At 60.8% G+C, this 20705-nt stretch carries 17 protein-coding genes; 10 read left to right on the top strand and 7 right to left on the bottom strand.

The genetic code is table 11. The annotated features are described in order from the left end of the window. Window positions 1–108 precede the first annotated feature (108 nt). The 4 genes from N688_RS13830 to N688_RS13815 form a co-directional block, all read right to left on the bottom strand. Window positions 109–672: an anthranilate synthase component II gene (locus N688_RS13830; RefSeq protein ID WP_052891501.1), complete on the bottom strand. Its 564-nt coding sequence runs from the start codon at window positions 670–672 to the stop codon at window positions 109–111. A 91-nt stretch (window positions 673–763) separates the two neighbouring features. Further along, on the bottom strand, window positions 764–2344 hold the full coding sequence (gene trpE, locus N688_RS13825; RefSeq protein ID WP_052889828.1) for an anthranilate synthase component I: 1581 nt from the start codon (window positions 2342–2344) through the stop codon (window positions 764–766). Window positions 2345–2421: 77 nt separating this feature from the next. Then, complete coding sequence (gene trpS, locus N688_RS13820; protein ID WP_052889827.1) at window positions 2422–3465, bottom strand: tryptophan--tRNA ligase; 1044 nt, start codon at window positions 3463–3465, stop codon at window positions 2422–2424. A 550-nt stretch (window positions 3466–4015) separates the two neighbouring features. Beyond that, window positions 4016–4753: a histidine phosphatase family protein gene (locus N688_RS13815; RefSeq protein ID WP_052889826.1), complete on the bottom strand. Its 738-nt coding sequence runs from the start codon at window positions 4751–4753 to the stop codon at window positions 4016–4018. A 417-nt stretch (window positions 4754–5170) separates the two neighbouring features. Here N688_RS13815 and N688_RS13810 point away from each other — a divergent pair, with 417 nt between their 5' ends. The 4 genes from N688_RS13810 (at window position 5171) to N688_RS13795 (ending at window position 9429) form a co-directional block, all read left to right on the top strand. Beyond that, window positions 5171–5875, top strand: coding sequence for a metal-dependent transcriptional regulator (locus N688_RS13810; protein ID WP_052889825.1), 705 nt, complete (start codon window positions 5171–5173; stop codon window positions 5873–5875). A gap of 266 nt (window positions 5876–6141) precedes the next feature. Further along, window positions 6142–7014 carry an FTR1 family iron permease gene (locus N688_RS13805; protein WP_052889824.1) on the top strand — a complete coding sequence of 291 codons (873 nt, stop codon included), beginning with the start codon at window positions 6142–6144 and terminating at the stop codon, window positions 7012–7014. A gap of 318 nt (window positions 7015–7332) precedes the next feature. Next, window positions 7333–9000, top strand: coding sequence for an O-antigen ligase family protein (locus N688_RS13800; RefSeq protein WP_052889823.1), 1668 nt, complete (start codon window positions 7333–7335; stop codon window positions 8998–9000). A 114-nt stretch (window positions 9001–9114) separates the two neighbouring features. After that, the gene (locus N688_RS13795) at window positions 9115–9429 is read left to right on the top strand and encodes a DUF3307 domain-containing protein (protein ID WP_052889822.1); all 315 of its coding nucleotides are present in this window, start codon (window positions 9115–9117) and stop codon (window positions 9427–9429) included. Here the strand turns inward: N688_RS13795 and N688_RS13790 are convergent. The 3 genes from N688_RS13790 to N688_RS13780 form a co-directional block, all read right to left on the bottom strand. Further along, window positions 9395–10441: a YihY/virulence factor BrkB family protein gene (locus N688_RS13790; RefSeq protein ID WP_081838841.1), complete on the bottom strand. Its 1047-nt coding sequence runs from the start codon at window positions 10439–10441 to the stop codon at window positions 9395–9397. The genes N688_RS13795 and N688_RS13790 overlap by 35 nt on opposite strands. Window positions 10442–10526: 85 nt before the next feature. Further along, complete coding sequence (locus N688_RS13785) at window positions 10527–11261, bottom strand: zinc ribbon domain-containing protein (RefSeq protein WP_052889820.1); 735 nt, start codon at window positions 11259–11261, stop codon at window positions 10527–10529. Window positions 11262–11512: 251 nt separating this feature from the next. After that, window positions 11513–12883, bottom strand: coding sequence for a helix-turn-helix domain-containing protein (locus tag N688_RS13780; RefSeq protein WP_052889819.1), 1371 nt, complete (start codon window positions 12881–12883; stop codon window positions 11513–11515). A gap of 366 nt (window positions 12884–13249) precedes the next feature. Here N688_RS13780 and N688_RS13775 point away from each other — a divergent pair, with 366 nt between their 5' ends. The 6 genes from N688_RS13775 (at window position 13250) to N688_RS13750 (ending at window position 20696) form a co-directional block, all read left to right on the top strand. Beyond that, window positions 13250–15427, top strand: a complete 2178-nt coding sequence (locus N688_RS13775; RefSeq protein WP_081838840.1) for a DNA gyrase/topoisomerase IV subunit B — start codon at window positions 13250–13252, stop codon at window positions 15425–15427. A gap of 57 nt (window positions 15428–15484) precedes the next feature. Beyond that, window positions 15485–17983 carry a DNA gyrase/topoisomerase IV subunit A gene (locus tag N688_RS13770; RefSeq protein ID WP_052889818.1) on the top strand — a complete coding sequence of 833 codons (2499 nt, stop codon included), beginning with the start codon at window positions 15485–15487 and terminating at the stop codon, window positions 17981–17983. Between the two features lie 252 nt (window positions 17984–18235). Next, entirely contained in the window at window positions 18236–18841 is a 606-nt protein-coding gene (locus N688_RS13765) for a TetR/AcrR family transcriptional regulator (RefSeq protein ID WP_052889817.1), read from the top strand. 60 nt (window positions 18842–18901) lie between these two features. Next, window positions 18902–19390: a hypothetical protein gene (locus N688_RS13760; RefSeq protein ID WP_052889816.1), complete on the top strand. Its 489-nt coding sequence runs from the start codon at window positions 18902–18904 to the stop codon at window positions 19388–19390. 18 nt (window positions 19391–19408) lie between these two features. Beyond that, window positions 19409–20212, top strand: a complete 804-nt coding sequence (locus N688_RS13755; protein ID WP_052889815.1) for an SDR family NAD(P)-dependent oxidoreductase — start codon at window positions 19409–19411, stop codon at window positions 20210–20212. Between the two features lie 175 nt (window positions 20213–20387). After that, window positions 20388–20696 carry a twin-arginine translocation signal domain-containing protein gene (locus N688_RS13750; RefSeq protein WP_162179561.1) on the top strand — a complete coding sequence of 103 codons (309 nt, stop codon included), beginning with the start codon at window positions 20388–20390 and terminating at the stop codon, window positions 20694–20696. Window positions 20697–20705 lie beyond the last annotated feature (9 nt).

Raw genomic sequence — 20705 nt, 5'->3', positions numbered from 1 at the left:
CCAGCCTGTCATAATGCTGGTCTTCTACCTGACTGAGCGCCTGGCTCAGCAGCTTCACCCAGACGCCCAACCGCCAACGCGCCGCGAAGGCTGGCGGGGCGCCTGAGCTTAACGAGTGAGAAAGTTGCGCAACAGGTCCTTGCCGACCGTTGTCATAATCGACTCGGGGTGGAACTGCACCCCTTCGACGGGATAGCGACGGTGGCGCAGGCCCATAATCAAGCCATCCGCCGTCTCGGCGGTAATCTCCAGCTCTGCCGGGAGAGAGGAGCGCTCGACGATGAGGCTGTGGTAGCGATTAGCTTCGAAAGGATTGGGAAGATCACGGAGACAGCCCTGACCACGATGATAGATCAGGCTCGTCTTCCCATGCACCGGCTCTGGCGCGCGGATGACGCGGCCACCGTAGACCTGGCCGATGGCCTGATGGCCCAGGCAGACGCCTAGAATCGGCAGGCGCGGCCCAAATGTGGCAATGATCTCGCACGAGAGACCGGCCTCATTGGGAGTACAGGGGCCGGGCGAAATCACAATGCGCTCTGGCTGCAGGGCGGCAATCTCCTCCAGCGTCATCTGATCATTGCGCCGGACCAGCACCTCGGCCCCCAGCTCAGAGAGATACTGATAAAGATTGTAAGTAAAGCTATCGTAGTTATCGATCAGTAAGATCATTGCTTGCGCCTCTCCTCTCTTCCTGACAGAGACCGGCAGCGTCAGCGAGCGCAGGCAAAGGAAGCGGCGGCCCGGCTGGCGGTAGGTCAGGTCAGGTGTGAGCATAACGAGGGTGTTGCGTGCGAGCCATCTCCTCAGCCGTCTCTACAGCGCGCAGCAGTGCGCGAGCCTTATTCATGCTTTCCTGGTACTCAGCGGCGGGATCGGAGTCCGCCACCACGCCGCCGCCTGCCTGGATATACGCATGTCCGTTCTTCATAACCATAGTACGCAGAGCGATCGCCGTATCCAGGTTCCCCGAGTGGCTGAAGTAGCCGACAGCGCCGGCGTAGACCCCGCGGCGCATCCCTTCCAACTCACTGATAATCTCCATTGCCCGAATCTTCGGCGCTCCGGTCACCGTCCCGGCAGGAAAGCCAGCGCGCAAAGCGTCGAAAGGAGTCAGCTCGGGGCGCAGCCGCCCGACCACATTTGAGACCAGGTGCATCACATGAGAATAGCGCTCGATCTCCATAAACTGGCTCACAGAAACGCTACCGGGCAGGCTGACGCGGCCCACATCGTTGCGGCCCAGGTCGACCAGCATCACATGTTCAGCGCGCTCCTTGGGATCGCGGCGCAGCTCCTCCTCCAGCAGGCGATCGCTCTCAGGATCGCTACCGCGGGGGCGAGTGCCGGCAATCGGATGAATAGTCACCTCGCCCTCCTCGACGCGCACCAACAACTCAGGGGAAGCGCCGAGCACCACAAAGTCCTCCAGATCGAGATAGAACATATACGGGGAGGGATTGATCGTACGCAGCGCTCGATAGACCGTAAACGGTGCGGCGTTGACCGGGCGGCGCAAGCGTTGGGAAGGCACCACCTGAAAAATATCGCCCGCTGCGATGTACTCCTTGGCGCGGCGCACCATCGCCTCATACTGCTCGCGCGTAAAGCTAGAGGTCACCGTTGGCGTCCCGGTATAGATCGGCTCAGGTTCGGCGGGCAAGCGCAGCTCCTCCTGCAGGCGAGCGACCACGCCCTCGATCGTCTGCAGGCAGCGGTTATACTCCGCCTCCAGGTCGGATGCGTCGAGATGGAGGTGCGTAATCACGCGCAGACGATGCTTCAAATGGTCGAAAGCCAGCACCGTCTCCGTAAAGCTAAAAATAGCCAGGGGGAGGCCCAGCTCATCGGCGGAGGGCACAGGGAGCCGCTCGAAGCGAGAAGCCACCTCATAGGCCAGATATCCCACGGCGCCGCCATAGAAGCGCGGCAAAGCATCATTGCCCTCTTGCCTCGGTCTCAGCAGGTGATAGCGTCCCAGCTCCTGCTCAATCAGCCGGAGTGGATCGTAAGAAGGCAAGCGGACCAGCGAGCGACAGCGCTGAGTTCCATCCTCATAGCTCAGATAGCGCAGCGTGGCTTCCTGCTCACCCTGGATCAAGACCAGGTACGGATCGATGCCGATAAACGAATAGCGAGCGATGCGCTCGCCGCCCTCCACGCTCTCCAGCAGAAACGTATAGGGGCCGCGAGCTGTCTTGCAGTAAGCCGAAACCGGCGTCTCTGTATCGGCCAGCACATCGCGATAGAGGGGGACCAGCGGAATCCTGCCGCTGGTCATCTCCCCCTCGGCCTCCAGCTTCTGGCGCAAGGAACGCACTTCGTCCAGAGATGGCGAAAACATAGGCAGCCTCTTCTTCTCCTTCTTCCCCGGAGCGCCTCGGCGGCGCCGCCGGCCTGAGTGTGAAACCTGAGCCGAGGCTAGCCGAGGCCGATCACATTCTTCATGTGCTGCAAGGTCGCCTCGGCAATCGGGCGTACCGCGTCGGCTCCGGCCTGCAAGATCGCCTCCAGCTCTGCTGGATCACGCATATACTCCTCGTAGCGGCGCTGAATTGGCTCCAGCGTAGCCACCACAGCCTCTGTCAGGCGTGCCTTCAGCTCGCCATAGCCTTTGCCCTCAAACTCCGCCTCGATCTCCTCGCGCGATCGCTCCGTCAGGGCCTGATACATCGTCAGCAGGTTATTGATCCCGGGCCGTTCGGGATCGAAGCGGATCAGGCGCAGCGAATCCGTCGTTGCCCGAGCGATCTTCTGCTTAATCGTCTTCGGGTCATCGAGCAGGTTGATCCGCGAGTTGGGGTTAGGGTTTGTCTTGCTCATCTTCTGGGTCGGATCGGTGAGCGACATGATGCGGGCCCCAACCTCACGGATGAGCGGCGCCGGGATCGTAAAGACCTCCTGCTGGTAGAGATGATTGAAGCGCTGAGCCAGATCGCGCGTCAGCTCCAGATGCTGGCGCTGGTCCTCGCCGACAGGAACCAGGTGCGTCTGATAGAGCAGAATATCGCAGGCCATCAGCACCGGATACATGTAGATACCTGCCCCGACCGTCTCCTGGTTCTCGCCGGCCTTGGCCTTGAACTGGGTCATGCGATTCAGCCAGCCCATCGGCGTGAAGCAACCCAGAATCCAGCTCGCCTCGGCATGCTGGCGCACATGCGACTGTACAAAAAGCTTGCAGTAGCGCGTATCGAGACCGCAAGCCAGATAGATGGCAGCCAGCTGGCGAATATTCTGGTGCAGCTCCTGGGGATCGATGGGCAGCGTAATGGCATGCAGATCGACAATACAGTAAATATTGTCATATTCTGTCTGGGTTCGTACCCAATTGCGAATTGCCCCCAGGTAGTTGCCCAGGTGGATATCGCCGCTTGGTTGGATGCCGGAGAAGGTGCGCTTCTTCAGCGGTGGTGCACTGCTGCTGCTCGTCTGTACCTGTTGATCGTGATCAATCGTCGTCATACAAAAGACCTCCAGCGGGGCCTGAGAGCCACACCTCGTGACTGGTCCAACTGCCGGGGTGAGGCCCGTGGTCTGGCTCAGAGCGTACTGACTGACTGACTGAGTGGAACGGAGCGAACCAATAAAAAACGCTTCTCGTCACAGGGACGAGAAGCGTGAAGCTTTCGTGGTACCACCCTTCTTCAGACCCTGGCGCCCGCCCTTTGTAGGCCTCTCTCCAGCAAGCTAGAGAGGGCAAGCGGTTGCCGCCGCCGTGTCGCTGGGCATTCTGTGCGGGCCACAGCGGACAAGGTCCCTCGTTGCCGGGTACACTCTGATACCCTGTCCTCGATAACGGGGGACGCTCCGGGAGCCAGCTACTACTCTCCTTGGAGAGGTTCGCACTCCTGCTCACAGGCCCATTCTACGACTGCTGCCGCATCGGTTTCCACCATTCCCGACTCTCTGGTGCGCAGCGGAGCCGTATACTCTTCCTGCTCGTCGCTGATCGTATGTCGTTGTTATCGCCTTGGTATCCAGGTAAGAGTATAGATGACCGGGTCAGGCTCTGTCAAGGGGCAGTAGACAGCCCTTCGGAAACCGGTGAGGCCAAGGGCTTCTCGGCGTACTGGAGCTGTCCGGGGACCAGCTCGGCGGCCTGGCCGGAGAGGTGAGCGGTGCTGGCCCAGAGGCGCAGGTTGCCGACGAGTACCTCCTCGAAGGCATGCAGCTCGATTTCCGTGATCGCGCAGTTGTTCATTGCCCCATGATAGATTGGCGCGCGATCCGCATTATAGCAGAGGGACTTGACCAGTACCGTGAACATGCCGCCGTGCCCGGCGATAATGATGCGGCGTCCGCCCTGGCCGGCGATGACCTTGCGCAGGCCCTGGCGGATACGCTGCAAGAGCTCCAGAAAGTTCTCTCCCTCGGGAAAGCGTCTCAGGTAGTTGCCACTATACCAATCGGCAATGATCTGGTCGTGGAGCTTCCACTGCTCGATGGTTGGGGGGTGGCGCTCAAGATCGCCGACATTAATCTCGCGGAATTCCTCTAGCAGGGTCACAGGCAGGGCCAGGGCCTCGGCAATGATCTCGGCGGTCTGGCGCGCGCGCCTCAGCGGTGAGGCGTAGATGGCATCGATGGGCTGGTCTCGAAAAAAATCGGCGGTCTGCCTGGCTTGCAGCAGACCCTTGGCATTCAGGGGATAATCAACAAGGCGATAGGAAAATTCCTTAGTCAGATTGGCTGGGTTCTCTCCGTGGCGTACGAGATAGATTGTATTGGTTAATACTGTACTACTACTCATTCGCTCCTTTTGGTAGAATCTCCTCACAAGGTACAAGAACCGCAGACGAGCCGGTCCGCCGCGCCTTAGCGCCGTGGAAGGGTAGGGCGACGGAGGCAGCTCCCGCTCTCATCGTACCACACGAAGCAGGCTGCTGTCCAAAATTCGGCAGCTGAGGTTATGACAGGACCTTCAGGCTACTCCACGCAACAGGCAGGAGCGCTGGCTTGCCTGTCTCCCTATCCTGGTAGAAGGAGATGGATAGAGAGACCGATGATGCTCTATCGTTGCCAGAGGCACCCGCTGGCGGCCCGGCCTGGTCCGCCGGCAGGGAGCAGCCGTTGATTTGGCACCGCCTGCTTGATATGCTATACTGCATACGGGGTAGTATCGCCATTTGCACGAGCTTTGGCCAGCAGCAAAGGGAACAGAAGGATCATGAAGACCGCAGAATCAGTGAGTCAAACTGTCGAGGAATACCTGGAAACGATTTATAACATGAGCATGGAGGGAGAGACAGTCATTGGAGCAAGGTTAGCTCAGAAATTTGGCGTGGCTCCTCCAACGGTGACTGAGACGCTTAAGCGGCTTGTCCGTGATGGATACGTAGAGATGGACAGCAAGCGGCAGGTACGTCTCACCGAAGCGGGTTATCGGATCGCCGAGTCCGTATTGCGGCGTCACCGGCTTGCTGAGCGCTTCCTGGTCGATCTTCTGGGCATGGAGTGGCACCAGGTCCATGAAGAAGCCTGTCGTCTGGAGCACGTCATCTCAGGCAAATTTGAGGAGCAAGTCATTCTCAACCTCAAGCAGCCAACCACCTGCCCGCATGGCAATCCCATCCCTGGCCTTGTGCCCAACGCGCGGACCTATCTCAGTGACAGTGGGGCCGTGCGGCTTTCCACCCTGGCCCCGGGCGAGACGGCGACGATTCTCCTCATTTCAGAGGTGGTTGAGGATGAATCGGCCCTGATCCTCTACCTCCACCAGCGCGGGTTGACGCCGGGCACGCGCCTGACCGTGGTTTCCCAGGGACGCAAGCTCAATCCTGACGATAGCGAAGAGAGTGCTGTCCTGATGGTCGATGGGCGTGAGGTGGCCATCATGAAATCCATCGCGCCCAAGATCTGGGTCACCCGCTAGAAGTGCTCGTTCGTCTCTCATGAGGTGGATGGTCCCCAGCCCTGTTCAGGGCTGGGGTGGGGGAAGGGGGAAGAGGTCGGGTGCGGTTGGCTGGCCTGGACAGCGAGCGGGCTCATCCCTTGACCGTGGCTTGCAGCGAGTGCTATCATCTGAATAGACTCATATCCGAGGAGAATGCTCGGATTTAGAAACGTGGCGGAAGGGATTAGGAAAAGCGTTGACTTGCTCGCTGCGCTGTCAGCGAAACGTGGAGAAAGTACTCTTCGATGCTGGCGACTACCATTCTCTATCTACGCGAGGGACTTGAGGCCAGCCTGATTGTAAGCATCCTTCTGGCAGCTCTGCGCCAGTTACAGCTGATGCGCCAGGCACGCGCGGTCTGGATCGGGGTGGTGCTGGCCGTCCTCTGCTCTTTTCTCGCTGCACTGGCCTTATATGTCACGGTTCGCATCTACGATGGCACCTGGTTTGAGGCGGTCTTTGAGACCGTGGCCTACCTGGTGGCGGTGGTGCTTCTGACCTCGATGACCTTCTGGATGCAGCACCATAGCCGCACTTTGAAGCGTGAGATGATGACAAAGGCCAGTATGGCCAGCTCAGGTCTGGCTTTGGGGCTGTTGGCCTTCACCTCGGTCGGTCGTGAGGGGCTGGAAACAGCTTTCTTTACCCTGGCCTTCGCTCTTCAGACGCACGAGGCTCCACTACTGATGCTGGGGGCGCTGCTTGGCCTGGCGCTGGCCGTGGCCCTCTGCTTCCTGATCTATCGTCTGGGCTACCGCCTCGACTATCGTCGCTTTTTCCGGGTCATGGGGCTGCTCTTGCTCTTTTTCGCTGCTGGCTTATTGGGCAATGCTGTCCAAACCATGCAGGAGGAGCTGCATTGGTTGCCGTTTGGAACGGCAGTGCTCTGGGATAGCAGCGGCTGGCTGAGCGAAGAGAGCACACTGGGCAGCTTGCTGCATGGCGTGCTTGGCTACAGCGATGCACCAACGCTGCTGCAGACCTTCGTCTATGTTGCCTTCTTGCTCGTCTTTGGGGCGCTCTTCTGGCGCCTGACGCGCAAGCCTGTCCCGCAGTCCCCTGCGCAACCGTCGCAGACCCTGCCTGCCGAAACAGCTACTCAAAGCGCCTCGCGTTGAGTGGCGACAGCCTGGCCGCCCTCTTTGCTCGTTTCCTCCACGCTGCGGCGGGGACCGTGCTCACCCGAGTCGGCTATTCTTAGCGTAGACGGCTGCTTTCCGGCACGCATATGCTACAATGGGAGCGTTGAACTCGCTGCCCCTGCTCCTGTCTGCCAGAAGCGAGCAGACGAGTAGCAGGGGTGCCTCTTTGTTCTCTTACCTCTTGCGCTCCCGACCAGCTCAGTTGGTTACAGTGCGACGAATGGGCCCTTTCTATCGATGTATAGCTATGGGGAGCACGCAGAACCCGGAATATAGAGAAGGTTTTGTCTAAAAATGAGCGAAAAAGTATTTCCTTCCAACGCACCAGAGATCGAAGCCCAGCGAGAAAGGCTGGCTGAAGCGGGGGGGCCTGGGGCAAGCTCTCCCTCTGCCAGCACTCTCGCTCACCGCGCTCCATCGCCTTTCTGGCTTGATCGTCTTCTGGAGGCTGGCCTGGTGCTCTCGATGGCCCTCTACTATTATGCGGGCAATTCCCATCTGGGATCGGGGCCATTCTTCCATCTCTCCCCGCTGGCGACGCTGCCTTTCCTCTTCGTCTTTATGATCCTCTGCTGGTATCGTCCAGCGATGGCCATCGCCCTCCTGCCGCTCAGTCTCCCTCTCTATTTACAACAAAAGACGGTTTTTAGCCATTATAGCTTTAGTGCCGCGGAGATTGCCCTCTGGAGTTGTGCTACTGTCATCGTGATCCAGGCGCTGGTGTGGCGGCGGCGCTGGCCCTACTGGCTGACCTGGTCCGAACTGCGGGCCCGCCTGGGTCCCTTTCTGTGGCCGATCCTGCTCTTTTTGGGGGCCGCGGCCTTTTCCATTGTCATCGCCTATAACCGTACGGTAGCGCTCCGGGCTTTCCGCGAAGAGGTCTTTGATCCGTTAGTCTATCTCCTGCTAGCCCTCTGCTGTCTACGCACACGCCAGGACCTGGTCAGGCTGTTGCTGGCGCTTTTCGCCACTGGCTTGCTGATTGCCTTCCTCGGCATAGGGCAGTATCTTGATCTGCTGGCCCACGGTGCCAGCCTCAGCGATCTCCCGCGCATCAACACTGTCTATGGGAGTGCCAACAGCGTGGGGCTGCTTTTTGACTATACCCTGCCGATGGGGCTCGCCCTGATGCTCATGCCGCGTGTGACCACCAGCGGCTTCCTGGCCTCCTGGCGTTGTCGCCTCTTGACTCTTGCGCTCTGTCTCCCTCTCGTCTTTGTCCTCTATCTCACGCGCTCTGGCGGTGCCTGGGCGGCCTGTGCGGGAGCGGTTATCTTTCTTATCGCCTGTGCCATTGCCGATCGCCGTCTCTTGCTGATCTGTGGGCTGGGGCTGACGCTCCTGGCCGGGCTTGGACTCCTCTGCTTCCATAGCAACATCAGCAGCTACCTCCTGGAGCGACATGCCAACGCCCAGGGCATTGGCACGCTCACCAAGCGTCTCTATCTGTGGGAGAGCGCTCTTCACATGATCAAAGACAGTCCTATCACGGGCTACGGTCTTGACAACTGGCTCTGTCATTATAGCCTGAACAATGTCTGCCACAGCACCAATCTCTATCACTACTGGATCACCACCGATCCACAGACGCATCAGCCCACCGGCTTGCGCTACGAGCCGGACCTCTCTCATCCGCATAATATTTTCCTGCAAATCTGGGTCAGCGTTGGCATTGTGGGCCTGCTGGCCTTCCTGGCGGTCCTGGTTCTCTTCTTCTGGCTCCTCTTCCGTATTCTGGGGCACCTCTATCGCCAGGCCGAGGCTGATCCCTGGTTAGTCTGGGGCACGCTCGGCATTGGCGGTGCGATGGTGGCCGCCCTGATCCAGGGGATGGTCGATAGCTCGCTGCTGGAGCAGGACCTGGCTTTCTGCTTTTGGATACTGGTGCTGGCTCTGCTTCTGTTGCGCGTCCTGTCAAAGACGCCCTGGCGGAGCCAGAGCGCCTCTGTACGGGCAATGTAAGCCAGTTCACTCCTGGGATGCGAGCCAGGTCATAGTCTGGTCATCCCCTCTGGCACTAGGCTAGATCGAAAAGGTGAGCACTGTTGCTCTAGCTCAGCTCAGAGGGGATGGCCGATGGTTATCACTAGTCTGTTGTCAACGCTGTTTACCTGGCTAGCCTGCCATTTTGTTGGCGACTTCGCCTTCCAGAGCAGCTGGATGGCGCAGGAGAAAGGCAAGAGCTGGGAAGTTGCCTTCTATCACTGCGCCACGTACACCGCGGTCTTCGTCCTCTTTGTCCATCCCTCCATGCTGGCCATTGTTTTACTCCTCACCACCCATCTGATCATTGATGCCCTCAAGGCGCGCTACCACCTGATCCCCTCCATCTGGGGCGACCAGCTGCTGCACCTCGTCACGATTGTCCTGATTGTTCTTGTGGGTCTCTAGTCCCTGATGAAATCAGGCTGCTGGAGGGGGTAGGGGTTGGAGCTGGCTCAGCTGGTGTGGCGACCTCTTGACTGAAGCTGGCGGCCACCAGCGTCACCAGGTCGGCGGGGGCCGAGCGAATCTTCTCGCCAAAGAAAGCGTTGACCTCAGCGCCCAGCAAGAGAATCACGGCGAAGTAGTAGAAGAAAGTCACCAGAATAATGGCAAAACCGATCTGGCCACCCAGGCCGTTCAGAAAATGGGCGGCATAGAGGGAGAAGAGAGACAGATAGATTTGGGTCAGCACGGCGGCCAGCAAGGCGCCGCGCCAGGTTGAGCGCCAGCGGATGCGTCGATTGGGCACAAAGGTATAGATCGTCAGAAAGAAGACCCAGGAGATCGCCAGGCCACCCAGCAAGCCGCCCAGGCTAAAGGCGAAGCCGCTGCCGGGTACCTGACCGAGCGGGGTCTGCTTCAGGAAGGAGATAACCAGGGCGGGCAGGCTGGCTGCCAGGACCATCAGCGGAGTCAGTACGGCGAAGAGCAAGAGCATGCCCAGGGCCATCAGGTTCTGCTGTAGCAGAGCACGTGGACGCCGTCGGTAAATGATGCCGAAACAGCCCTCGAGCAGAACAAAGAGGCGTGAGCCGGTGAAGAGCGCGATCAGCACAGAGACGATGCCCAGGGGGCCGGAGACGCGATTGAGCTGACGCAGCAGGGCATCGATCAGCTCGGGCGAAGCCGTCATCCGCGGAAAGATTGAGAGAATGACCTGACTGAGGTACATGCGGACCTCGGCCTTGCCCAGTAACAGGCCCGGGAGGGCCAGCAGCGCCACGGCCAGCGGGGCCATTGCGGTCAGCAAGTTGAAGGCCAGAGCTGCTGCCAGATTCATGACCCAGTCATTATTGAACTTGACAAAAAACGCCTGAGCACGCTGCACGATCTTCTCCAATCTGGCATGGCTGGAGGCTCTTGGGTTCGTACGATGCTGCTGCTTCCCTTCAGAGACACCTTCCGTTGTCATAGTCATCTACAAACTCCAGCAAAAAGCTCCCAGTCTATTCACGCCAGAAAGGCCCTCTCTGTTTCAAGAGCGCGGCGCAGCGCGGACCGGGTCAGGGCAGGAGGGAGCCGCACTGTCCGCAATAGCGCTTGCCTGGGCGCACGCGGGCCCCGCACTGGTCACAGAAAAAGGTTTCACTATCAGCCGCAGCCTGGCTCTGGCTATCAGCGGCGGGGGAGGGAAACGAGCCGGGAGCTGTTGGAGGTGCAGGTGGTGGAGCGGCAGAAGGGGCAGCGGATGGTCCCATGCCTGTCGGAGAGGGCGGTGAAGACAGAGGGCGCTGAGCAGGGCTGCTCGTTTGAGTGCTCTGGAGGGCCTTGGCGGCCTTCACAGCCAGACTGCCCAGCGTGGCGGCTACCTTGAGTCCCTTGGCCAACTCCTCCATCTCCTGCTTGAGGCGCTGGGGAGGAGGGAAAAGCGTGTTGTCAGAAACCTTCTGGAAGAAGTCCTGTCCGAGCTGTACCCCCTCACCATTCCAGGCAAACTGGCCCTCCAGGCGGTTCCCATCATCAAAGAGCAGCAGCAGCCGACGCTCCTGGCAGACGTACTGACCCTCGTGCCGCGTCGCTGCGGGTGACTGGCTCACAGCAGGCCCTGCGCCGGTGCCTGAGCTGGTCAGCAGGCTCTGAGCGGCCTGGGCCAGGCGCGAGCGCTCCTGAGTGAACAGCACAAAGCGTCCATTGGGCAACAGCGTCAGGCGATCGACCCGTGCAGTCCAGGCATCCAGCCCCGGCACTGGCAGCGAACGATGCTGGCATTCATACTGTCCAGTCACTGGCTTCTGCATATGAACCTCCCCGTGATGCGCGCCCTAGAGTCAGGAGGGGCAGACTGCTTGCTGCTGATCCTCTGTATGCTCTGGCTTCTATCGAACGAACGATGCCCGTCACGACGCGCGGCCCAGTCTGTCAGCCGGGCAGCTCCAGCGCCCGCTTCCTGCTGGACCTTGCTACAGAATCTACGACTGGCGCCTGGAGGAAGTTGCGCCAGTGAGCGTTGAGCGGTGCCGGAGGATCTCCCCCTGGCGCCGTGCCCTACTCACAGCTCATCGGTGATCGCCAGCAGCTCCTGCCACTGACGGCGTGTCTGGGCCAGAGCACGCGCCACATCCAGCTCGTACTCGCCCTCCTTAATTCTGCCGCGCTTCAACAAGTGGCGTCCCAGCAGATCGTGAGCATGGATCAGGGCCGCCATACGATCGGTAGGCTTCAGCTCCTCGATAGCCGCGCGAAAAGCTCGCTCGGCCCCGGACTCGCCGCTGATCGGTCTATTCTGCTCTTGCTCTAATGCCTCAAGGATCTGGCCCTCGATCAGATAGGCCTCTGCGCGGCGCAGCGTATAGCTTTTGCGTGCCGCCTCGTGAGCCTGGCGAACGTACTCCAGGGCCAGCTCATAATGCTGACACTGCAGCTCAAGGCTCGCCAGATAGGCCGCTGCCGCCGCCACCACATTAGCCTCGCGCTTCTGACGGCGCTCCTCCAGGCTATTCTTCGCTGTGGGTGGGGTCGCGGCCACTTGCGGCTGCCACTTCTCCAGTACCTCACGCAGACAGGCGCGAGCCTCATCGAGACGGCCCAGGCCCTGGTAGATCAGCGCGATTTCGCAGCTCAGTAAGCTCTCGTTGATCTCATCGCCGATCGAGCGATAAAGCGTACGAGCGTTCTCGGCATGGTGGAGGGCGCGGTACTTCAGTCGCTCGGACTCAGCGGGCCACTGCTGATCATCGCGGTGGGTATCGGCGCGCTCGAACGAAACCAGAGCGATCCCCCAGTGAGCTTCGGCCACGTAGTGGATGGGGGTTTCTGGTTGCATCAGCTTCAGCACCGTCTCATAGTGATCGTTGGCCAGGTCGAGATAGCCCAGCTCACGGCAGGTAGCGGCCAGATGCAGATGGAGCAAGGTAGCCTCATGCACCTGCTCCGTTGGAATCCGCTCGGGGCGCAGAGCGGCAGCCTGGAAAAACTGCCGCTGGGCCTCCACGAACTGACGCAGGCTAAAGAAGCACTGTCCCCTAAGAGCATAGAGCCGCCAGCGCAACGAGGGAGGAGCATGCTCGATATTGATGGTCATAACCAATTCCATCGCTGCTTTCACATGTTTGCTCTCTAGCAAGCGAAGAGCGTGATTCAGTTTTTCCTCGTTTTCCTTGTAGCGATTGGCCTCGGCCTCTGACTCCCGCTGCTGCTGGACCAGGGCCATCAAATCGTCCAGGGGCAGATTCAGCCGCTCGGCCAGGAAGCTCAGGCTCTCCGGTGAAGGCTCGACGCGGTTGCGCTCGATTTGAGAGATCAGGCTGGTACTGTAGCGACCGTCAGCGACATCCGCCAGCGAGAGGCGTAGGCTCTGCCGTGCTGCGCGGATACGCCCTCCTAGCGTGTCAGGAGATACTCGCTTGGCTGGACGTGCCATACGTTCCTTCCGTCCTTCCCGTAATCAATCTCACAATGCTCGGCTCTGCCGCCCTCGCCCGGGAACAGCTCGCTTGGCGCGAGTCGCCAGGCATAATGCGACACCCTTTTAAATGTAAAACGATTATAATCAATGACGGTCAAAATTTCAATCAACCTGCTGATCGTACTGACTGTGCTCATTGCTTTCCCCGCTCTTACCGGGAACCGCTCTCCCTTCACCTCTTCTAGACTGGTGCCGGGAAGCGGGCGAAGGCTGGGGGGAGGGGAGCTAGAACTTTTGGTCCAAAACCCCCTTGACTTTCCCCAAACAAGGCTGTATCCTGTCTCGGCAAGAACAGCAAAGGCAAGAGAGGAACTTTCTCAGATGACTCGTTCCCCCCGGGCTAGCGCTGTTCCTACAGGGGAACCTGTAGGAATAGACGGACAACTTTCACTTTTTTCAGTAGGTACAGTTGACACAGAAACCGAGGAGCAGCTGCAACCAGCGTCGGGCGCGCGGGCGGAGCAGGTCGAAGAGCAGGAGGGAGCGTTTCAGGATGGGGAGCGGCGTGGGCGGGGCCGAGGAAGGAGCAGGGAAGGCTCGGCTGGCGGTGATCCGGCTGGCTACTCGGCGGCAAATATCCAGGTGCTGGAAGGGCTGACGGCTATTCGTCATCGGCCTGGCATGTACATTGGTTCGACCTCAACCTCTGGGCTGTTGCATCTGCTCTGGGAGGCTCTCGATAACGCTGTAGATGAGGCCGTGGCTGGCTATGGGCGCCATATCTGGGTACGCATCGAGCGCGATGGCCGGGTGATGGTGCGCGACGAGGGGCGCGGCATGCCCTTTGATCCCATGACCTATCAGGGCCGAACGCTGCCGGCGGCGACCGTCATTATGACCGTGCCGCACTCGGGCGGCAAATTTGCCGAAGGGGCCTACAAGACCGCTGGCGGCCTGCACGGAGTCGGGGCCACCGTGATTAATGCCCTCTCCGAAGAGCTGGAATTGACCATCTGGCGCAACGGACAGCAGTTTCGCCAGCGCTTCCAGCGTGGCCTGGCGCTTCCCCATGAGATCACTCCATGTGATCCGCGCTTGCATGGGACGCAGCTCTGCTGGCTCTACGACCGGAGCATCTTCGACGCCGATGCCTACTACGCTCCCGAAGCGGTCCAGAGTCGGTTGAAGGCCGCTGCCTATCTCAATCGCGGGGTGGCTTTCCATCTCGATCTCTGGGATGAGAGCAGTGGGCAGCAGGTGAACTATCTCTTTTATTCGCGTGAGGGCCTGCCCGATTACGTGCGCGACCTGGCCGCCGGGGGTGCTGCGGGTGGCCAGCCGCTCTTCAAGCAGGTGATTGCCATTGCCGGTGAGCGCGATGGCGTCCAGGTGGAGGTAGCCCTACAGCCGACGACCGGCTTTAAAACGACGCTCTTCAGTTACGCCAATGCCGTGCGCACGCGCGATGGTGGCGTCCATGAAACTGGCTTCAAAGCGGCCCTGACGCGCGTGGTCCATGACTACGCCCTCAAATGGGGGATCATCAAGAGCCGCGACAAGGAGGGCTTCCGCCCCGAGGTCATTCAACAAGGTCTCAATGCGGTCATCTCGGTCAAGCTCAGCAACCCCCAGTTTCAGGGTCAGACCAAGGACCGCCTCAACAATGCCCCGGTTGAGGGCATTGTGCGCTCGATCGTCGATGAGGGACTGAAGGAGTGGTTTGAGCGCAATTCTGCTGCCGGCAAAGAGTGGATCAAGAAGATCCAACAAATGCAAAAGGCTCGCAACGAAGCTCAGCTGGTCGAGGAGCTGGCGCGCAGCGGCGAGAAGAAGAATGGCGAACTTATCGATACCTCGCTTTCGCGCAAGTTTCTCAAGTGTAATACCAACGATCCTGCGCGGGCTGAACTCTTCATTGTCGAGGGGGATTCCGCTGGAGGGAGCGCTGGTCAGGGGCGCTTCTCGGAGTACCAGGCCGTGCTCAAGCTGAAAGGGAAGCCCCTGAATGTGGCCAAGGCCGATCTGGAGCGCATTCTCCGCAACGAGGAGATTCGCACCATCATTAATGTCCTCGGCACGGGGACGCGCGATGCCTTCGATATTACCAGGCTGCGCTTCCAGCGCATCATCATTGCGACCGATGCCGATGTCGATGGCTTGCATATTCAGTGCCTGCTGCTGACGCTGTTCCATCAGGAGTTTAGCGAGCTGATCGAGCGTGGCCATGTTTACATTGCCTGCCCGCCGCTCTACTCGGTGCGCTATAGGGGGCGCGTCGTCTGGCTGCTCGACGACGAGGCGCGTCAGCAATTTCTGGCGACCCATCCCGAAGCTCAGGGCCTGGAGTTCAAGCGCTATAAGGGATTGGGGGAGATGAATCCCCGGGAGTTGCGGGATACAACCTTCGATCCGGCGCAGCGCACGCTCAAGCGCGTGACGCTGGAAGATGCGGTCCTGGCCTCGAAGCTGGTGGCCGAATTGATGGAGGATCGCAATGCCGAGGCTCGTCGCAGCTTTCTGGCTGAGCACGCGCGCAAGATCAGAGAGATCGATGTCTAGCGGTAGGAAGACAGGGACCGGTCGATGACGGAGACAGAGCAAAGGATAGGCAGACGTATGGCACGCATGTCTGATCGTTCGGTTGAGCAGGGGACGATTCGTGAGGAAGATTTCGCGGTCCTGCTGGCGCGCGCCTTCGCCACCTACGGGCTGTCGGTGGTGACCGATCGCGCGCTGCCGGATGCCCGCGATGGTCTCAAGCCGGTGCAGCGCCGTATTCTGACCGGGATGCGCGAGGCCGGCTATCGCTCGGACCGCCCGACGGTCAAGAGCGCTGAGGTGGTGGGGCTGATTCTGGGGAACTACCATCCGCATGGCGATGCCTCGGTCTATGAGGCCGCCGTGCGCCTGGCCCAGCCTTTTACGATGCGCTATCCCTTGATCGAGGGCCAGGGGAATATGGGCAGCGAGGATGGCGATGCCCCCGCGGCCTACCGCTATACAGAGATGCGCCTCTCGCCGCTGGCCGAAGCCTTGATGGCCGATCTGGAGTGCGAGACGGTGCCGCTGCACCCGACCTATAAGCAGGACCCCAAGGTCCTGGAGCCGGATTATTTGCCCGGGCGCCTGCCGCCCGTGATTAATCCTTCCAGCGGTATCGCCGTTGGCCTGGCGACCAATATTCCGCCCCATAATCTGGCCGAGGTCCTGCGAGCCTGTATCGCCCTGCTTGATCAGCCCGAAATGAGCGTCGAGCAGCTGATGGCGATCATCCAGGGACCAGATTTCTCCCAGGGTGGGCGGGTGATCGGCCTGGATGGCATTCGCGATTACTTCACCACTGGCAAGGGACGCATCGTGATCCGAGCCGAGGTACGGCTTGAGGAGACGCCCCGCAGCCGCTCGCTGGTGGTTGTGCAGATTCCGCCGGTGGGACGCGATCGAGTAAAGGTCTCCATTGCTGAGGCCATCAATGCCGGGCGCGTTGAGGGGCTGCTGCCCGATGTGCGCGATGAGAGCGACGCTGAGAAGGGCACGCGCATTGTCCTTGATCTGCGAAGAGATGCCGATCCGGCGCGCGTGCTGACGCAGTTGTATCAGGAGACCGATCTGCAAGTGTCGCTCTCCTTCCAAATGGTCTTTCTCTTCGGGGAGCCGATGCAGCCGGCGCGCCAGCCGCGCCAGGTGGGCATGCTGGAGCTGCTCAACTATTGGAATGCCCATCAGATCGACGTGCTGACACGCCGCGCGCAGTTTCAGCTGCGCAAGGCCCGCGAGCGCTTGCACGTTTTGGAGGGACTGATCATCGGCGCAGCCAACGCTCAGGAGATCGTGCGCCTCTTTCAGCAGGCCGAGGATCGGGCGGCGGCGCGCCGGGCCATCGAGGAGCGCTATCAGCTGACGGCGGCCCAGTCGGAGGTGATCGCCGGGATGACGCTCTCCCAGGTGACGCGCCTGGACGCCCAGAAGTACATTCGTGAGCGCGAAGAGCTGCAGGCGCGGGTGGCTGAGCTGGAGCACCTTTTGAACGATCGAAGAGCACTGGTGACGCAACTCAAGCGAGAGATGCAGCAGTTGATCCGTCGCTTCGGCGATGGGCGCCGCACGGTCGTGGACGCCCAGGCGCGCGTAGATGAGCCGGTGCGCGAAGTGCTGCCCCTCTATGAGCGGACACCCCTGACGCTGGTGCTGACGCGCGCGGCGGCGGTAAAGGCTCTGCCGCCTGGGACCTATGGCGCGCGCTCGACGGAGCGTTATGGGCCGGTGCGTGGCGACGAGCAGCTGCGCCAGATCCTACCAGGCTACTCACAGGATGCTGTGCTCTGCGTTGCCTCCAGTGGGCGCGTCTTCCAGGTGCCGGCTTTCCGTCTGCCACAGGCAACGCGCTCGGCCCGCGGTGAGCCACTGGCTCGTTTGCTGGCCCTCAATCCAGAAGAGGAGCCAGTGGCGCTCTTCGCGCTAGCGGCACACGAGGAAGATCGCTATCTGGTGACCTTTAGCCGCCAGGGGAAGGTGAAGAAGTCACCGCTGAGCGAGTATCGCACAGTAGATGAAGAGGGCTTGCAAGATATGAAGCTGGCGGAAGGCGACGCGGTGGCTGCGGCCCTGGTGGTCCGGGCAGGCGGCGAGTATCTGGTGAGTAGCGATAGCGGGCAGACCCTGCGCTTTGCCGATGAGAGTCTGCGCTCCCAGGGCCGCGGTGGTCAGGGAGTGATGGCCATGACTCTGGCCGCTGGCTCGCGCCTGGTGAGCGCGGCCTGCCTGCAGCCGGAGCAGCCAGGAGGAGTGTCGACAGAGATCGCCCTGCTCCTCCTCAGCGAGCAAGGCTACGCGAAGCGGCTGGCCTTGGAGGAGCTGCCCTTGCGCGGACGAGCAACAGCAGGCGTGGCCAGCCTGACGCTCGTTCCGGGCGATCAGCTGCTGACAACGCTGCTGGTTCAGCCCACGGATCAGCTGCTCTTCGTCTGGCGCCCAGAAGGAGCGAACAGAGGCGAACAGACGCGGGTCCTATACGCTCAGGAAATCCCCCTGCTGGGCCGCAGCGGACCCGCCCAGCGCCTGGTCGAGGGCCAATTGCTGGCCGCTGTGCTCTTGCCGTCCGTCCAGGAGAGCTGAAGGAATGGGACTGGCAGAACCAATGACTGGGCGGGTGCCTGCAATCAAGGAGAGCCAGGAGCCTGGAACATCCCCCATTCGAAGCTGATCAGCTCTCCTCCCGCCGTACAAGGCCCCTGCAGGAGCGGCGAGCTGCCGTTAGCCGCAGGGGCCCTGCAATTTTGTCGATCGCCATCCTTCTGAAAGAGAACGCTTGACTTTTTGGTGAACTTAGTTTATCTTTCCTGGTGAAAGAAGAAAGGAGGGCGCAGCGTGGGCAGCAAGGAGAGGCGGGAGCGCGAGCGCGAGGCCATGCGCCAGGCGATTATGGAGGCGGCGCTGATGATTGCGACGCAGGAGGGCTGGCAAGCTGTGACGGTGCGTCGGGTGGCTGAGCGCATCGAGTATAGCCCCTCCGCACTCTATAAGTATTTCGAGGATAAGGAGGCCATTCTAGAAACGCTGCTGGTGCAGGGCTTTGCCCAGCTGCTGGAGGAGCTACGCCGGGCTGTCGCTGGGGTGCTGGACCCCGAGGAGCGGCTGCTCCATATTGCTACAGCTTATTGGGGCTTCGTCTGGCGCAATCAGACGCTCTATGAGCTGATGTTTAGCCTGCGTCAGGGCGGCTTGCACAACGTGCAAGAGGCCAAAGCTACCTTTGCCCTGGTGCGGTCGGCTCTGGCAGACTGGAGCCTGGCCCGCTCCGTGACCTTGCGCAACCTGGATGACGCCGTCGATATCCTCTGGGCAACCTTGCATGGCCTGGTGAGCCTCGCCCTGGCCCACCTGATCTACGGCGGCCCTCCCCGCGCTAAGCAACTCCTGACGCGGGCCGTGCGCGATCTGCTGCGCTCCTGGGAACAGGCTCCCGCACGCTAATTTTTTTTGAAGTATGGTGAACTTTGTTCTTTTTGTTAACGATGTTAATGAGGTGTTGAGATGACCTTGTGGCTGGTCCTCGTTGAACGGCTCCTGCTGGCTATCCTGGCCGGTGGGAGCCTGATCATGGCTGTCTGTGTGCGTCCGCCCCTGCTGCGCGTGCTCAGGGAAGCCGGTTCCGCTCTGGAGGTCAAGCTGAGCGATCGGTTGCGCTTGCAGATATGGGGCCGTTTCAATGGGCTGGCGCTGTGCTGTGCGCTGCTCCTCCTTGGGCTGTTTGTCTGGCAGGCCCTGCTCAGTGGCCAGGGCCAGTACCTCCTACTGAGTGCGGGGGCGGCTTTGTGTGCCCTGGCGCTCCTGCGCAAACTCTCGATCGATCGTCGTCTGCACTGGCTTGAGAGGCAGCGGCGTGAGAAAGGTGCCGCCGGCGAAGGGGGAAGTGCCATCGGGGCGCGCGAGCGGCGTGAGCTGGTGCTGCTCTCCATTGGGGCCTTGGTGCTTTCTTTCGGCCTGCTGGCCTGGCCGCTAGACCTGGCTGCTGGCCGTTGATTGGGAAGGAGAAGCGACATGGAAAAGCCGAGCTTCCGAGGCAAGGTCGTGCTGGTCTTGGGGGCCAGCGGAGGAATCGGCGCGGCCCTGGTCCGCCGGCTGCTGGCCGCTGACGCGCAGGTGATCGCCGCGGCGCGCTCGCCGGAGCGCCTGGCTATGCTGGAGCGTGAGGCGGGGGTGTCGGCCCGGCTTCTGACTCGTCCCATCGATGTACGCGATTGTCAGCAGGTGGTGGACCTGCTGAGCTGGGTCTGGGAGCGTACGGGGCGCATTGATCTGGCCATCTACTGTGCCGGCATTGAGTATCTCGGGCCGCTGAAGGCGATCAGCAGGGCGGAGCTGGAAGAGATGATGGCCACCAATTTCTACGGTCTCTTCTTCCTCTTGCAGCAGCTTCTGCCCCTGATGGAGCAGCAGCAGGAAAAGGGGACAATCGTCAGTGTCTCCTCGCCGATGGCGCGTCTGGCTTTTCCCTGGGCGAGTGCCTATGCGGCCAGCAAGGCGGCTGGTGATGCCCTGTTGACGGGGCTACGTCGTGAGTACCGGCGTAGCGGTGTCCGTCTGCTCACTATCTACCCAGGGCCAACGGCGACCGGAGCAGGCCAGCAGCTCTCGCCAGAGCGCCTACCGCGCTGGCACGAGCATGGAACGAAGATGGAGGCCGGACGCTGTGCAGAGCTGCTCTTGCGAGCCGTTGCTGCTGGTCAGAGGCAGCGGGTTCTAGCTGGGTCTCTCCGTCTGCTCTTCCTGCTCGAGCGCTGGCTACCGTCGCTCAGCGAGCGCATCTGTGCCAGTATGCCGTTAGGAGAGGCACTTACTTGATAGAGATGAATTCTGCCCCTCCCTATACTGAGGTAAAGACCAAACCGGCTTCAAAGGCGAAGCGGTTATATGCACGAGCTGTTACCTGCTCCTCATGACGATAGCAAGTTATGAGGAGCGGGCGCTCAGCGGGGTCGAACCGAACGAACCAGCAAGGCAAAGTGAGGAGATAACCATGCCGCGAATGACAAGGCGCAGTTTTCTCAAGCGGACCTCCGTCGGCGTGGCCACCGGAAGCGCCCTGGTCGGGGCCTTTGCTGTGGCGCAGCCGGTCGAAGCGCAGCCAGCAGCAGCCGGTGTCGTAGGCGCAGACCGGGCAGCAGCTCCCGACCTGGCCTCTGTCTCAGAGAACGCCGAGCCCCTGGTGCTGCATGTACGCCAGCGGAGCACGGGAGAGGTGAGCATCCTGACTGGCACACGTGAGATCACCTATCGTGATCCGCAGCTGGTCGCCCATCTCCTCAAGAGGGCCGCGCAGCCATGATTATCGCCT

The organism is Thermogemmatispora carboxidivorans (assembly GCF_000702505.1).
In the GTDB taxonomy this organism is placed as follows: Bacteria; Chloroflexota; Ktedonobacteria; order Ktedonobacterales; family Ktedonobacteraceae; genus Thermogemmatispora; species Thermogemmatispora carboxidivorans.
This window is presented reverse-complemented; position numbering and strand designations above follow the sequence as displayed.